We start from the raw sequence: 15068 nt of genomic DNA on the forward strand, positions 1-15068 counted from the left end.
AGCTGGCGGGCGATGATCGCCGCCAGTACCGACACCAGCACGCCGATCGTGCACAAGCCGGCCAACAGGCCGGCCGCGCCGTAAAGACCATCTAGAAAGCGGCGCATAACGGTATCACTGCTTCCTGTAGGCGTCGATCATGGCTTGGCCGTCAGCGCCCGCCTTCTTCAGCCAGTCATCCAGCATGCGTTTGCCGATCACCGACAGGCCTTCCTTCAGCTCTACGGTAGGCTTGATGGTCTCCATGCCGTTCTTGGCCAATTCTTCCTGGTACCACTTGTTCTTTTCCTGCGACAACTTCCAGCCGCGTTCCTCGGCCTGCGCGCCAGCTTTCTTCAAGGCGTCTTGCGTAGCCGGATCCAGCGCCTCGAACGCCTTCTTGTTCACGATGATGGCGTTCTTGGGCAACCAGGCCTGGGTGTCGTAGAATTTCTTGATGTATTCGTACGTCTTGGTGTCGTAGCCGGTGGATGCCGACGACATGTAGGAATCGATCACGCCGGTGGCCAGCGCCTGTGCAAGCTCAGCCTGCTGCACGGTGACCGGTTGGGCGCCCACCAGTTCGGCGATCTTGGCCGTCACCGGGCTGTACGCGCGCCACTTCAGGCCCTTCATGTCATTGATCTGCTTGATGTCGCGGTTGGCGAAGATGCCCTGGGGCGGCCATGCCACGGCATACAGCAGGGTCATGCCCTGGGAGGCCAGCTTCTTCTCCAGGAAGGGCTTCTGCGCCTGGTACAGCTTGAACGAGGCGTCGTAGCCGGTGGCCAGGAAGGGCAGGCCGTCCAGTTCGTAGATCGGGTCTTCATTGGCGAAGTTGGTCAGCAGGATTTCACCGATCTGCGCCTGGTTGCCTTGCACCGCGCGCTTGATCTCGGGGGCCTTGTACAACGATGCGTTGTTGTGCAACTGGATCTTCAGCTTGCCTTGCGACAGCGTGTCGACGTCCTTGATGAAGGTCGTCAGGTTTTCAACGTGGAAGTTGCTCGCCGGGTAGGCGCTGGGCAGGTCCCACTTGGTTTGCGCCTGGGCGCCCGCGCTGAACGCCAGGATGATGCTGCCAGCCAGCAGCGAGATTTTCTTGTACATGGGGTGGTCCTTCTTTGCGAATGGTGAAGACGGGTTGTGCCCGATAGGCATTGCGAAAAAGAGAGCGGGCGAACGTGACTCGCTGCTGAAAAGCCGTGCCATTCTATGTTGCCGCCCCGTCACAACGCGCGGAAAAAACGTAGCTTTACGGGTTAATCCTAGGCACGGCCGTTGGGGATGGTTGAAGTTTCAATCGTTGCGAAAGCGCATCGGGCGACGCGTTCGCGGCACGTTTTTCTTCTAAGATGGCGCTATTGAAAACGTGTGCCGAGGCCTGTGTGAATTTCGTTTTTCGCCGTGATGAATTGCTGGTCGAAGAGACGTCCAGCGTGTTGCCGGACACGGCGTTATGCGAACGGATCGGCGTGCCGCCCACGGCGCTGCAGCCGGTGTGGATCGCGCCCGATTCGCCGTACCGCACCGTCCATGTCGATCCCGGCCTGGAAGCGCCCGAAGGCTACGCCTTCAAGAAGTTGCGTTCCTTGTTCGGCGTGCTGGACGACGAGCGCATGGCGCTGGCGGGCCGGGCCTATCAAATCGCCGAGTGGGCGCGCACGCACCGGTTTTGCGGCGTCTGCGGCACGCCGGCCCAACGCGTCGCGCACGAGTTCTGCCTGCGTTGCCCGTCCTGTGGCTTTTCGGCCTATCCGCGTATTTCGCCCGCCATGATGGTGCTGATCCGCAAGGGCGACAGCATTCTGCTGGCCCGCCACACCACCACCGCTACGTCGCGCTACACGGCGCTGGCGGGTTTCGTCGAGCCGGGCGAAAGCATCGAACAGACCGTGCACCGCGAAGTCTTCGAAGAAGTCGGCCTGAAGGTCGGCAACCTGCAGTACTTCGGCAGCCAGCCCTGGCCGTTCCCGCATTCGCTGATGGTCGCCTTCACGGCCGACTACGTGTCGGGCGACATCCGGGTGCAGGAAGACGAGATCGCGGACGCCCGCTGGTTCGGTCCGGGCGACCCCATGCCCGACATTGCGCCCCGCATTTCGATCGCGGGCTGGTTGATCCGGGCCAACCTGCCCATGGGCTGGTCCGCGCCCTGATTTCCGGAATCCAGTTGGCAGGCGCTAGGGGATTTCCCTCGAAACGGGGGTTTCCTGCAGCCTGATGGTGATTTTTTATGGATGAACTATCCATAAATTATTAGTATTTCGCTCAAGTTAATTTGGCTTGGGCCTTCCATGAGCTCTTCCCTGATCGCGTCGTCGGCCCATTTGGCCGGCGGCAGCGCGCCTGACCTGTCCGAAGTCGAATTCGGCCTGATGATCGCCAGCCATGCCTTCGACCGCTGGACGGTGCGCTGCATGGCAGCGGCCGGCCTGCCCGAGCTGACGCCGACCGACGTCATGGTCTTCCATCACGTCTACCACCGGCAGCGTCCCAAGAAGCTGGCCGACATCTGCTTCACGCTCAACGTCGAAGACACGCACATCGTCAGCTACGCGTTGAAGAAGCTAGATCGCCTGGGCGTGGTCCGAGGCGAGCGCAGCAGCAAGGAAGTCTTCTACAGCGTCACGCCCCAGGGCGCGGCCATCCTCAAGCGCTACGGCGAGATCCGCGAACAATGCCTCACCGCCGGCCTGGACGGGCCGGGCGGAGGCGGGCTGGAATTCAGCCGGCAATTGGCCCACACCTTGCGCGCGCTGTCCGGCCTGTACGACCAGGCGGCCCGCGCGGCAACCTCTCTCTGATACCCGTTCGGGCTCGGCCCCGTCTCCTGCAATCCGACCGCGGCGATGCGCGCCGCGGCCGTTCGTTTTCAAGGACATGTATGAAGAAGTGGCAATTCTGGATTGATCGTGGGGGCACCTTTACCGACATCGTGGCCCGCCGCCCCGATGGCACCACCACCACCGCGAAGATGCTGTCGGAGAACCCCGAGCAGTACCGCGACGCCGCCGTCGCCGGCATCCGCAAGCTGCTGGGCGTGGCGCCCGGGCAGCCCGTGCCGGTCGAGCAGGTCGAATGCGTGAAGATGGGTACCACTGTCGCGACCAACGCCTTGCTGGAACGCAAGGGCGAACGCACGTTGCTGGTCACGACCCGGGGCTTTCGCGACGGCCTGCGCATCGCATACCAGAACCGGCCGCGGCTGTTCGACCGCAACGTCATGCTGCCGGAAATGCTGTACGAGTCCGTCGTTGAAGCCGACGAACGCGTGGCGGCCGACGGCGAGGTCATCCGCGACCTGGACGAGGCCGGCCTGCGCCAACACATGCAAGCGGCCTATGACAGCGGCATCCGCGCGGTCGCGATCGTGTTCATGCACGCCTGGCACGCGACCGCGCACGAACAGCGCGCCGCCCGCATCGCCCGCGAAATCGGGTTCACGCAGGTTTCGGCTTCGCATGAGGTCAGCCCGCTGATCAAGTTCGTCTCGCGCGGCGACACCACGGTGGTGGACGCTTACCTGTCTCCCATCCTGAAACGCTACGTGGACCAGGTTGCCGGCGAACTGCCGGGCATCCGCCTCATGTTCATGCAATCCAGCGGCGGCCTGACCGACGCGCACCGCTTCCGCGGCAAGGACGCGATCCTGTCCGGCCCGGCCGGCGGGATCGTCGGCATGGTGCGCACCAGCGAAATCGCCGGCTTCCCGAAGGTGATCGGCTTCGACATGGGCGGCACCTCGACCGACGTGTCCCATTACGCGGGCGAGTTCGAGCGCGAGTTCGAAACGCAGGTGGCGGGCGTGCGCATGCGCGCGCCCATGATGAGCATCCACACGGTGGCGGCGGGCGGCGGGTCGATCCTGCATTTCGACGGCGCGCGTTTGCGCGTGGGCCCCGATTCCGCGGGCGCCAATCCCGGACCCGCCTGCTATCGCCGCGGCGGCCCGCTGGCCGTGACTGACTGCAACGTGCTGCTGGGCAAGATCCAGCCGGACTTCTTTCCGAAAGTATTCGGCCCCGAGGCCAATGAAGCGCTGGACCGCGATGCCGTCGTCGCGCGCTTCACGGCCATGTCCGACGAGGTGCGCGCCGCGACCGGCCGCGAGATGTCGCCCGAGCAATTGGCCGAGGGCTTTCTCGAGATCGCCGTGGGCAATATGGCCGAAGCCATCAAGCGCATTTCGGTGCAGCGCGGCCACGACGTGACGGAATACGCGCTGACCGTGTTCGGCGGCGCGGGCGGCCAGCATGCCTGCCTGGTGGCCGATGCCCTGGGTATGACCACGGTGTTCGCACACCCGCTGGGCGGCGTGCTGTCGGCCTACGGCATGGGGCTGGCCGACCAGACCGACATGCGTCAGAAGACCGTTGAAAAGGTGCTGGAAGCGGGCCTGATGGGCCAGCTGCAAGACGAATTGGATGAGCTGGCCGGGCAAGCCGTGGGCGAACTTCGCCGTCAGCACGTGCCTGAGGGCGACATCAGCGTCCAGCGCCGGCTGCATCTGAAGTACCGCGGCACCGACACTGCGCTGGAAGTCGCGTTCTCGGACCTGGAGCAGGCGCGCAGCGACTTCGAAGCGGCGTATCGCCAACGCTATTCCTTCCTGATGCCCAACCGCGAACTGGTGGTGGAAACCATCTCGGTGGAAGCCACGGGCGGGGGCGAGCGCGTCGGCGAAGCGCCGGTGTCGCGCACGCGCGAAGGCGCGCTGGCCCCGCGTCGCGTGGTCGGCATGTACAGCGCCGGCGCCTGGCGCGACACGCCCTTGTACGTGCGCGAAGACATGGCAGGCGGCGACGTGGTGGCGGGCCCCGCCATCATCTCCGAGCCCAACCAGACCACCGTGGTCGAACCCGGCTGGCAGGCCGAGCTGACCCTGCAGGACCATTTCGTGATCCGGCGCGTCGAAGTCCGCAAGGAACGCCGTGTGGTCGGCACGCAGGCCGACCCGGTCATGTTGGAGGTGTTCAACAACCTGTTCATGTCGATCGCCGAGCAGATGGGCTATCGGCTGCAGAACACGGCCTATTCGGTCAATATCAAGGAACGGCTGGATTTCTCCTGCGCCATTTTCGATGCACAGGCGCGCCTGATCGCCAATGCGCCCCACATGCCGGTGCACCTGGGATCGATGGGCGAATCCGTGCGCACGGTCATGAATGCGAACGCCGGGCGCATGATGCCGGGCGACGCCTATGTCGTGAACGATCCTTACCACGGCGGCACGCACTTGCCGGACGTCACCGTGATCACCCCGGTGTTCGACCATGACGGGCGCCAAATCCTGTTCTATGTCGGGTCACGCGGGCACCACGCCGATATCGGCGGCACGACGCCCGGGTCGATGCCGCCGGATTCCAAGACGGTGGAAGACGAAGGCGTGCTGTTCACCAACTTCCAGTTGGTGAAGAACGGGGAATTCCGCGAACAGGCCGCCCGCGACATCCTGGGCTCGGGCCGCTGGCCCGCGCGCAATCCGGATCAGAACATCGCCGACATGCACGCGCAGATCGCCGCCAACGAAAAGGGCGTGCAGGAACTGCTGCGCATGTGCGATCACTTCGGGCTGGACGTCGTGCGCGCCTACATGGGCCACGTGCAGGACAACGCCGAAGAGGCGGTCCGCCGCGTGATTTCGGTCCTGAAGGACGGCAGCTACGAGTATCCGCTGGACAACGGCGCGGTCATCCGCGTGGCGGTCAAGGTGGATACCGAAGCGCGCAGCGCCGTGGTGGATTTCACCGGCACGTCGGCGCAGTTGGACAACAACTTCAATGCGCCCGGAGCGATCGCCGTGGCGGCCGTGCTGTACGTGTTCCGCACCATGGTCAACGACGACATTCCGCTGAACGACGGCTGCCTCGTGCCGCTGTCCATCATCGTGCCGGAAGGATCGATGCTGCGTCCGAATCCGCCGGCGTCGGTGGTGGCGGGCAACGTCGAGACGTCCATGTGCATCGTCAACGCGCTGTACGGCGCGCTGGGGGTGCTGGCGGCCAGCCAGGGCACGATGAACAACTTCACGTTCGGCAATGCCCGCCACCAGTACTACGAGACCATCTCGGGCGGCACGGGCGCAGGTCCGGTGCGCATCGATGCCGCGGGTCCGCATGACGAGGGCTTCGCGGGCACGTCCGTGGTGCAGGCGCACATGACCAATTCGCGCCTGACGGATCCCGAAGTGCTGGAGTTCCGGTTCCCCGTCAGGCTGGAGTCCTACGAGATCCGCAAGGGCTCGGGCGGCGCCGGCCGCTATCCGGGCGGCGAAGGCGGCGTGCGCCGCATTCGCTTCCTGGAAGCCATGACGGCGGCGATCCTGTCCAACAACCGGCGGTTCGCGCCGTTCGGCCTGGCGGGCGGGCAACCGGGGGCCATGGGCCGCAACACGGTCGAGCGCGTCGACGGTTCCATCCAGGAGCTTGGCCCGCAAGACAGCGCCCAGTTGCATCCGGGCGATGTGTTCGTCGTGGAAACGCCGGGCGGGGGCGGTTACGGCGCGCCGTAAGGCCGCCGGCGATGTCCGGCTCCGGTCAATCGGGGTCGGACATCACGTCCAATGCGATATCGGCCTTGCTCTTGCGGTCGTACACCCGCAAGGCCACTTCCTCGTCCCGGATTTCGAAGACAGCGGTGGCCAGGGTGTTTTCGCCGTCGGGGTCTTTGGCGTCCGTGCGCAGGATGGGCAGGGCGCCCAACGTGTCGTGCAGCGCGGCCAGCACGTCCGCGCTGCCGGTCTCGGGCGACCAGCCGTCCACGATGCCGTCGATCCGGTTCTGGCGTTCGCGCGACGATTCAGTGATGACTTGCGGCTGCCCGCGGGTCTCGCGGTGCACCATATGGTTGGCGTGGCCGTAGCGGGTGCCGATCTCCAGGAAGGAGACCGCGCCGGGCGTGACCTCGGCGCTGATCAGGCGCGGATCGGATGCGCTGCCCAGCGTATGGTGAAAGCCGCCGGCGCGCGGCGTGTCGCGCAGCAGGTCGGTGGCTTCGTCCAGCGTCGCGCAATCCAGCACCGCGCGCGCCAGCAGCATGCGCGGCACGCCGGCATGCCGTTGGCGGGTGCGCAGGTTGTTGATCGTTTGCACCAGTCCGGCCCGGTTTGCCCCAAAGGTATGTCCCGGCAGCGAGCCGGGGTAATAGAAACTGAGATAGCCCGGCGCGTCGTCCAGGGCCACGTCCACCAGGTGGCAGCGCCCGTATAGATAGGGGTCGCCGTCTTCGTTGTGGCCGATCCAGCGCGAGCCGTCCGCCGCCCTCAGGGCGACCGAGGTGCAACCGTCGCCCGTGCTGTGCAGCAGGTCGCCGCGGCAGTTCCACAGCAGCACGTCTTCGACCGGCATGCGCAGCCCGTCGGCCAACCCTTCAAGCTCTTCCCAGATCTGCGGCAGCGCCGTCCGGGCCTGTTGCCCAAGCTCGGCGACATAGGCGTGCCCGCGCCAGGGGCGCAGGGCTTCCCAGGTGCCGCTTTGATTCAAATACGCCGACATGAGGGGGCGGGCAAGTTTGCCCAGCGCCTGACCAACCTGGCGCCGATTTCCGGCAATGCGTACATATTTGTAGGGCATGGGGATTCTCCGGGTGTCATGGGGATTGTAATTTTTCTAAGCTCTCTGCGGTGGGGACGGATGCGTTAAGATCCCCAATAAGTTGCACCGGAGACCCCGGCGTAGCCCAGGAATCATGCCCCTACAACAACCCCGGGGTGCCGACGGTCCCCAAGAGGAGAGTTTCATGATCAAACGTAAAGTCGCCGCCGCCTTGGTCGGCCTGTCCGTGGCCATGTTCGGCGCCGTCTCCGGCGCGCAGGCCCAAGGCAAGGAATTGGTGGTGGCCACCGATACCGCTTTCGTGCCGTTCGAATTCAAGCAGGGTAATACCTACGTGGGGTTCGACGTGGATCTTTGGGCAGCGGTCGCCAAGGAACTCAACCTGAAGTACAAGCTGCAGCCGATGGACTTCAACGGCATCATCCCGGGCCTGCAAACGAAGAACATCGACGCCGCGCTGGCGGGCATCACGATCCGCGACGACCGCAAGAAGGTCATCGACTTCTCTGACCCCTACTATGAAAGCGGCCTGGCCATCCTGGTCGGCGAGAAGAACACCGACATCAAGGACGCCAAGTCCCTGGCCGGCAAGACCGTCGCGGTCAAGACCGGCACCGCCACGGTGGACTTCCTGAAGGCGCAGGTGCCGGACGCCAAGCTCAAGCTGTTCCCCAACATCGACAACGCCTACCTCGAGCTGGCCACGGGCCGCGTGGACGCCGCCGTGCACGATACGCCCAACGTCCAGTACTACGCCAATACGGCCGGCAAGGGCCGCGTGAAGGTGGTCGGCTCGGTCAAGAGCGGGGACTTCTACGGCATCGCCTTCCCCAAGGGCAGCGAACTGGTCCCGCAGGTGAACAAGGCGCTGGCCACCCTGAAGGCCAACGGCCAGTACGACGCCATCTACGAGAAGTGGTTCGGCAAGAAGCCGTAATTGACGCAGAGCCGCTTTGCATTCGGGGCCGCCTGCCGGCAACGGGCTCCGGACGTTCCCGAGCGGAACGCCGGGCCCCGGCGGACGGCCCCGTGCCGTTTCCGCCGGCTGGCAGGTCCCACCATGATGCGGCGCAAGATGGCGCCATAGGGGGAATATCGTGGAGTTTGACTGGGGTGTAATTCGAGACGCGTTACCCAATCTGCTTGAGGGTACGCTGATGACCATCAAGATCACGTTCTGGGGCTTGTTCGGCGGTTTCCTGCTGGGCGCGCTATCGGGCGTGACGCGGGCTTACGGACATCCGGTCCTGTCGGCCATCGCGCAGGTCTATGTGGCGGTCATCCGCGGCACGCCGATCGTCGTGCAGGTGATGTTCATCTACTTCGCCTTGCCGCTGCTGGCCAACATCCGCGTGGATGCGGAGTGGGCGGCCATCGTCACGCTCATCATCAACTCAGGCGCCTACATTTCCGAGATCGTGCGCGGCGCGCTGCTGTCGGTGCACAAGGGCCTGAAGGAAGCGGGCCAGGCAATGGGCCTGCCGTTCCACAAGATCCTGTTCCATATCATCGGGCCCGTGGCGTTTCGCCGCATGATCCCGCCGTTGGGCAACCAGTGCATCATCAGCCTGAAGGATTCCTCGCTGTTCATCGTGATCGGCGTGGCGGAGCTGACGCGCCAGGGCCAGGAAATCATGGCCAGCAACTTCCGCGCCGTTGAAATCTGGTCGGCCGTCGCGATCGTCTACCTGATCCTGACCGGCTTGATGGCGTTGGGACTGCACCTGGTGGAAAAGAGGATGCGCATACTATGAGCATGGTTGAATTTCATAACGTCACCAAGAACTTCGGCGAATCCATGGTGCTCAACGGCATCTCGCTGAACATCGACGCGGGCGAGGTCGTGGTGGTGGTCGGGCCGTCGGGGTCGGGCAAGTCCACGTTCCTGCGCTGCATCAACGTGCTGGAAACGATCAATGGCGGCGACCTGCTGGTCGACGGGCTGAGCGTGAAGGGCGATTCTGCCCAGGTGCGCGAGATCCGCCGAGAGGCCGGCATGGTGTTCCAGCAGTTCAACCTGTTTCCGCAGATGACCGCGCTGGAGAACGTCATGTTCGGCCCGGTGCATACGCGCGGGCAAAGCCGGGGCGAAGCGCGCAAGTTGGCCGAGGAACTGCTGGACAAGGTGGGGTTGGGCGAACGCATGCACCACTATCCGGCGGAGTTGTCCGGCGGCCAGCAGCAGCGCGTGGCCATTGCCCGCGCGCTGGCCATCAAGCCCAAGCTCATGTTGTTCGACGAACCGACGTCCGCGCTGGATCCGGAGCTGCGCCATGAAGTGCTGAAGGTGATGCGCGACCTGGCGGAAGAGGGCATGACGATGGTGGTCGTCACGCATGAAATGGAATTCGCGCGCAAGGTCGGCAGCCGCTTGATCTTCATCGACGCCGGCAAGATCGCGCATGACGGTCCGCCGGCGGAATTGCTGAGCAACCCGCCCAGCCAGCGCTTGAAGGATTTCCTGCAGCACGTGGCGTGAACTGCTCTGGACGAAAAAAAAGCCGGCGCAAGCGCCGGCTTTTCTACGCCTGGACAAGGGGCTTATCCCTTTACCCGGACGATTTTCTGCACCTGGGGCACGTGGCGGATGGCGCGGATGACCTGGGCCAGATGCTTGCGGCTGTCGACCTGGATCGTCAGATGCAAAGACACCGTGGACACCGCGTCGTCGTGCATCGTGACGTGCATGATGTTGGCGTCGGCGGCCGTGACTTCGGCCGCCAGGCGCCCCAGCACGCCGCGTTCATTGCGGGTGACGATGTCCAGGCGGGTAGCCAGGTGCTTGGCCGTGTGCGCATCCCAGCCCACATTGATCCAGCGTTCCGGCTCGCGCAGGCGCTGGCGCATGGCGACGGGGCAGTCGGCGGTATGCACCACCAGCCCATGCCCCATCCGCATGCCTGCCACGATCGGGTCGCCGGGCAGCGGGCCGCAACAAGGCGCCAACTGCACCGCCTGGCCTTCGTTGCCCTGGATCAGGATGGGGGCGCTGCGCGCCGAAGTCAGCTCGTCAACCGCGGCGGCGGTGGTGGCGACCAGCTGGTGTTCCGGCGCAAAGCGGCGCGCGACCACGGCCGCCAGGCGCTTGCCCAATCCGATATCGGCCAGGATTTCTTCGCGCGAACTGGCGCCGGTGCTGCGCGCCAGTTTCTGCCAGGCCGGGTCGTCGGTCGCGGGCATCGGCATGTGCAGCTCTTGCATCGCCTGGCCAAGCAGGCGTTCGCCGAAGGCCACCGATTCTTCGTACTTGACCGTGCGAAGGTAATGGCGGATTTCGGAGCGGGCGCGGCCCGTGCGCACGTAGTTGAGCCATTGCGCATTGGGGCGCGATGCGGGCGACGTCACGATTTCCACTGTGTCGCCGCTGTTCAACTCGGTGCGCAACGGCACGAATTCGCCGTTGACCTTGGCGGCCACGGCCTGGTTGCCGATGTCGGTGTGGATCGCGTAGGCGAAGTCCACCGGCGTCGCGCCGCGGGGCAGGGAAATGATCTTGCCGCGGGGCGTGAACACGTACACCGCATCCGGGAACAGGTCGACCTTGACGTGCTCCAGGAATTCACCGGAATCGCCGGTCTGGCTCTGGATGTCCAGCAGCGACTGCAACCATTGGTGGGTGCGCTTCTGCAGGTCGTTCAGGGTCAGGTCGGCGCCCTTGTAGAGCCAGTGCGACGCCACGCCTTCCTCGGCCACATGATGCATGTCGCGCGTGCGGAACTGGAATTCCACCGGCGTGCCGTAAGGACCCACCAGCGTCGTGTGCAAGGACTGGTAGCCGTTCACTTTGGGAATGGCGATGTAGTCCTTGAACTTGCCGGGCACCGGGCGATACAGCTGGTGCAAGGTGCCCAGCGCCAGATAGCACTCGGGCAGGGTATGGACGATGACGCGAAAGCCGTAGATGTCCAGGACGTCGGAAAACGACTTCTTCTGGTCGACCATCTTGCGATAGATGCCATAGAGCGTTTTCTCGCGGCCGGTGACTTCCGCTTCGATGCCGGCGGCGGGCAGCGAGGCCCGGACCGAATCGGCGATCTTCGTGATGACTTCGCGGCGGTTGCCGCGCGCTGCCAGCACGGCCTTGTACAGCACCTGGTAGCGGTTCGGGTACATGGCCGCGAAACACAGATCCTGCAATTCGCGGAACAGCAGGTTCAGGCCCAGGCGGTGCGCGATGGGCGCGTAGATGTCGAGCGTTTCGCGCGCGATGCGCCGGCGCTTTTCGGGATTGACCGCGTCCAGCGTGCGCATGTTGTGCAGGCGGTCGGCCAGCTTGATGAGGATGACGCGCACGTCGCGCGCCATCGCCAGCAACATCTTGCGGAAGCTCTCGGCCTGTTGTTCAGCCTTGGTGGCGAAGTCCAGGCGGTCCAGCTTGGACAGGCCATCGACCAGTTCGGCGACTTCCGGCCCGAATTTCTCGGCCAGTTCGTGCTTGGCGATGCCCTGGTCTTCCATCACGTCGTGCAGCAGAGCGGCCGACAACGCGTTGACGTCGAGCTTCCAGCCTGCGCAGATTTCAGTGACGGCGATCGGATGCGAGATATAGGGCGAACCGCTGGCGCGGAACTGGCCCAGATGCGCCTGGTCCGCGAAGCGATAGGCTTCGCGCACGCGCTCTACATCTTTTTTGTCGAGATAGCTGCCGATGATTTCGGTCAGCGGTGCCAGCGAAGCAACCGGCGAGGCGGTTGCGTCCGCCGCTTCTTGCGCGGCGACGGACGGTGGCGTAGAGAGTTTTTTGTCTTTCTTGCCCGTGCGGCGCCCAAGACGGGAGCCGGCACGTAGTGCGGCAAGCAGACCAGATGAAGCGTACTTCAGCCCGGGAAAAGCCATGCTTGCCGCCCCCCGGAGACTATCAGGTGGGAACTTTACGCAGCATTTCCACGCCGGTTAGGCCGCCCGCGATTTCGCGCAGTGCAGTGACCGTGGGCTTGTCTTTGCTGTCCAGGCGCGGGGCATGGCCCTGGGCCAACTCGCGAGCGCGATACGTCGCGGCCAGCGTGAGCTTGAAACGGTTGGGGATTTGATTCAGACAGTCTTCGACGGTAATGCGAGCCATTAGGACACCTGGTGCTGATGGATGATAGGGAGAATGCGTTCGGCTCAGTGCTCGGCCGGAATGCCAAGTTGCGAGAACAACTGGGCGTGGCGGGCGGCCTGAGACGAAAAGCGCAGCCGCGCGGCACTGACGATTTGTATCAGTTCCGACAAGGCTACGCTAAATTCTTGATTAATAATAACATATTCGCATTCAGGCGCGTGGGCGATTTCGCCGCCCGCGGCCATGAGGCGGCGTGCGATCACCTGGGGCGCATCCTGGCCCCGCGCCTTGAGCCGGCTTTCGAGTTCATCGATGGACGGCGGCAGCACGAAAATGCCGATTGCGCCGGGGAAACGTTGCTTGACCTGGCGGGCGCCTTGCCAATCGATCTCGAGCAGGACGTCGCGGCCTTCGCGGGTGGCGGCGTCGATGCGGTCGCGCGGCGTGCCGTAGAAATTGCCGTGGACTTCCGCCCATTCCAGCAGGTTCTGATCGTCGCGCATGCGCTTGAAGTCGTCAGGCGTCACGAAGCGGTATTCACGGCCGTCTTCTTCGCCAGGGCGGGGCGCGCGCGTGGTGCAGGAAATGGACAGTTCGATGGAAGGGTCTTGCTGGAGCAAGGCCTTGACCAGGCTGGATTTGCCCGCGCCGCTGGGCGCGACGACCATGAAGACGTTTCCGGGATTGGAATGCATGAATATGACCGGCGTGTGATGCTAAGACCGGAAGTCTAGCAAATCGCGCGGCCCGGCAGGGGGAAAACCCGCTGCCGGGCCGCGCGATTGATGGGCGCCACGCACTTGCGCGGCGCGCGCTTGCCGGTCAGCCGGCGGGTTTGGCGGCGGCCTGGATCAGCTTGCCGCCCGGCGCCGGCGAATCGCTGCCCAGCAAATGGCCGTTGATCTCGACGCCGTACAGCGAATCATCCGAATCGTGATACTTGGCCCGAGTGGCCGCGACGGAGCCGGCGTAGCGCGGATCCTGGGGGCGTTCATGCGCGTTCATGAAGTACGCCACGTCCCAGGCTTCCTGGTCGCTCAGCATGCCGGCCTGGCCCAGCGGCATATTGGCCTTGATGAAGCCGGCGGCGTTGCCGATCTGATGCATGCCCGCGCCCCAGTTGAACGAATCGGCGCCCCACAATGCCGGAAACACCCAATGCTTGCCGTTCTTCTGGCCCTGGCCGTCCGCGCCGTGGCAGACGGCGCAATACTGGCCGTACACCTCGCTGCCGCGCACGTAATCGGCCTTTTGGGCCGGCGCCGGCAGCTTGCGGTAGCCCTGGCCCTCCAGCACCACACCGGTGGGCGCCTTGCTGGCCAGCCAGAACATGTAGCTTTGCAGCGCGGTCAGCGTGGGATCGTCGGCGGCGGGCGCCTTGCCATTCATGCTGAAGCGGAAACAGCCTTGCAGGCGTTCGGCAAGCGTATTGACGTGTTCATTCTTTGCCCGATACGCGGGATACAGCACATAGGCCGCCCACATGGGCGCGGAATCGGGGCGGCGGCCGGCATCCAGATGGCAGCTGGCGCAGTTCAGGTCGTTGCCGACGAACTTGCCGGCCATCTGGGGCGTATGCAGGAAGATCTGTTCACCCTGGCGCACGATCTTGCCGAACTCGGTGTCGGGCAGCGATGCCGCCGAGGGCGGCGTGAAGGCGGGGCGGGGATCGGCGGCAAGCGCGGTGGCCGAGAGCGCCAGACAGGCTGCGGCGGACCCCAGGCGGAAAAGCGGGAAGCGGATCATTGCTTGGTCCCCTCGGCGGCGCCGCCTTGCGCGGCAAGCAGATCGGCGGCTTTGGGCAGGCCGGCGTAGTAGGCCGACACGGCGTCGATTTCGGCGTCGGTCAGGCGGGTGGCGACGGCAGGCATCAGGCCCAGCGGACCGGGCGGACGCTGGCCTTGCCGCCAGGCGCGCAATTGGCCGGCGATATAGGCGGCGGGTTGACCGGCCAGACCCGGAAAGTTGTCGCCGACGCCGATGCCGCCAGGGCCGTGGCATTGATTGCAGGCGGGCACGTTCTTGTCCCAGGCGCCGCGCGTGGCCAGCCAGGCGCCGGTATCGGCGGGCTTGACGGGGTGCATCGCGGTGGCGGCCAGGCGGTCGGTGTTCAGCGGGGAGGGAAGGCTGGCGTAGTAACTCGCCACCGCCTGTTGCTGCGCCGGGTCCAGCGCCTTGGCCGTTGCCGCCATGACGGGGCTGACGCGCGAGCCGTTGCCCATGGCTTCAAGCTGCTCGGCCAGGTACTTGGCGCCGATGCCGGCCAATTGCGGAAAGCCCGCGGCGGGGTTGCCTTCACCGCGGGCGCCGTGACAGGTGACACAGGCGGGTGCGCCATTGGCGCCCTGGGTGCTGATCTGTTTGCCGTCTGGCGCGGCTTGCGCGTTGGCGGCCGTGGCGATCAGCGCGCCAAGCGCTAACGCACGCGGAAAGGACCGTGGGGTCATGGATGCCTGCTCCGAGGAATGTTATTGGACTTTAGGTAATAA

The 15068-nt window shown here is 64.9% G+C and carries 13 protein-coding genes and 1 pseudogene; 6 read left to right on the top strand and 8 right to left on the bottom strand.

Annotation, left to right across the window (positions count from 1 at the left end):
- Positions 1-107: pseudogene (locus ACO6D5_RS11885) on the bottom strand (TRAP transporter small permease); the annotation flags it as partial.
- A gap of 7 nt (positions 108-114) precedes the next feature.
- A complete protein-coding gene (locus ACO6D5_RS11890; protein WP_485825496.1) occupies positions 115-1089 on the bottom strand; it encodes a TRAP transporter substrate-binding protein in 975 nt (324 codons plus the stop codon).
- Positions 1090-1367: 278 nt separating this feature from the next.
- On the opposite strand from ACO6D5_RS11890, the gene nudC reads away from it, so the two are divergent.
- The 3 genes from nudC to ACO6D5_RS11905 all read left to right on the top strand — a co-directional run bounded on the left by nudC (position 1368) and on the right by ACO6D5_RS11905 (position 6493).
- Positions 1368-2138 (top strand): NAD(+) diphosphatase, encoded by a 771-nt coding sequence (gene nudC, locus ACO6D5_RS11895; RefSeq protein WP_485825497.1) that lies wholly within the window; start codon positions 1368-1370, stop codon positions 2136-2138.
- A gap of 138 nt (positions 2139-2276) precedes the next feature.
- Complete coding sequence (locus ACO6D5_RS11900; RefSeq protein WP_315846830.1) at positions 2277-2786, top strand: winged helix DNA-binding protein; 510 nt, start codon at positions 2277-2279, stop codon at positions 2784-2786.
- 80 nt (positions 2787-2866) lie between these two features.
- Positions 2867-6493: a hydantoinase B/oxoprolinase family protein gene (locus ACO6D5_RS11905; protein ID WP_485825498.1), complete on the top strand. Its 3627-nt coding sequence runs from the start codon at positions 2867-2869 to the stop codon at positions 6491-6493.
- 25 nt (positions 6494-6518) lie between these two features.
- Here ACO6D5_RS11905 and ACO6D5_RS11910 read toward each other — a convergent pair whose 3' ends face one another.
- Positions 6519-7553 (bottom strand): C45 family autoproteolytic acyltransferase/hydrolase, encoded by a 1035-nt coding sequence (locus tag ACO6D5_RS11910; protein WP_485825499.1) that lies wholly within the window; start codon positions 7551-7553, stop codon positions 6519-6521.
- Between the two features lie 166 nt (positions 7554-7719).
- Between ACO6D5_RS11910 and glnH the strand changes: the two genes are divergently transcribed.
- From glnH to glnQ, 3 genes are all read left to right on the top strand, one after another.
- A complete protein-coding gene (gene glnH / locus ACO6D5_RS11915; protein WP_006222243.1) occupies positions 7720-8472 on the top strand; it encodes a glutamine ABC transporter substrate-binding protein GlnH in 753 nt (250 codons plus the stop codon).
- A gap of 160 nt (positions 8473-8632) precedes the next feature.
- The gene (gene glnP, locus ACO6D5_RS11920; protein WP_315845832.1) at positions 8633-9289 is read left to right on the top strand and encodes a glutamine ABC transporter permease GlnP; all 657 of its coding nucleotides are present in this window, start codon (positions 8633-8635) and stop codon (positions 9287-9289) included.
- Positions 9286-10014, top strand: coding sequence for a glutamine ABC transporter ATP-binding protein GlnQ (gene glnQ / locus ACO6D5_RS11925; RefSeq protein WP_315845833.1), 729 nt, complete (start codon positions 9286-9288; stop codon positions 10012-10014). The genes glnP and glnQ overlap by 4 nt, the downstream gene beginning before the upstream one ends.
- Before the next feature lie 62 nt (positions 10015-10076).
- Here the strand turns inward: glnQ and ACO6D5_RS11930 are convergent, their stop codons facing one another.
- From ACO6D5_RS11930 to ACO6D5_RS11950, 5 genes are all read right to left on the bottom strand, one after another.
- On the bottom strand, positions 10077-12371 hold the full coding sequence (locus ACO6D5_RS11930; RefSeq protein ID WP_315845834.1) for a RelA/SpoT family protein: 2295 nt from the start codon (positions 12369-12371) through the stop codon (positions 10077-10079).
- A 22-nt stretch (positions 12372-12393) separates the two neighbouring features.
- Positions 12394-12597 carry a DNA-directed RNA polymerase subunit omega gene (gene rpoZ / locus ACO6D5_RS11935; RefSeq protein ID WP_006219679.1) on the bottom strand — a complete coding sequence of 68 codons (204 nt, stop codon included), beginning with the start codon at positions 12595-12597 and terminating at the stop codon, positions 12394-12396.
- A 44-nt stretch (positions 12598-12641) separates the two neighbouring features.
- Positions 12642-13274, bottom strand: a complete 633-nt coding sequence (gene gmk, locus ACO6D5_RS11940) for a guanylate kinase (RefSeq protein WP_315845835.1) — start codon at positions 13272-13274, stop codon at positions 12642-12644.
- A gap of 127 nt (positions 13275-13401) precedes the next feature.
- Positions 13402-14325, bottom strand: a complete 924-nt coding sequence (locus ACO6D5_RS11945) for a c-type cytochrome (protein WP_315845836.1) — start codon at positions 14323-14325, stop codon at positions 13402-13404.
- Complete coding sequence (locus ACO6D5_RS11950; RefSeq protein WP_485825500.1) at positions 14322-15026, bottom strand: c-type cytochrome; 705 nt, start codon at positions 15024-15026, stop codon at positions 14322-14324. The genes ACO6D5_RS11945 and ACO6D5_RS11950 overlap by 4 nt, the downstream gene beginning before the upstream one ends.
- Positions 15027-15068 lie beyond the last annotated feature (42 nt).

The sequence above is a fragment of the Achromobacter sp. genome, from assembly GCF_057314935.1.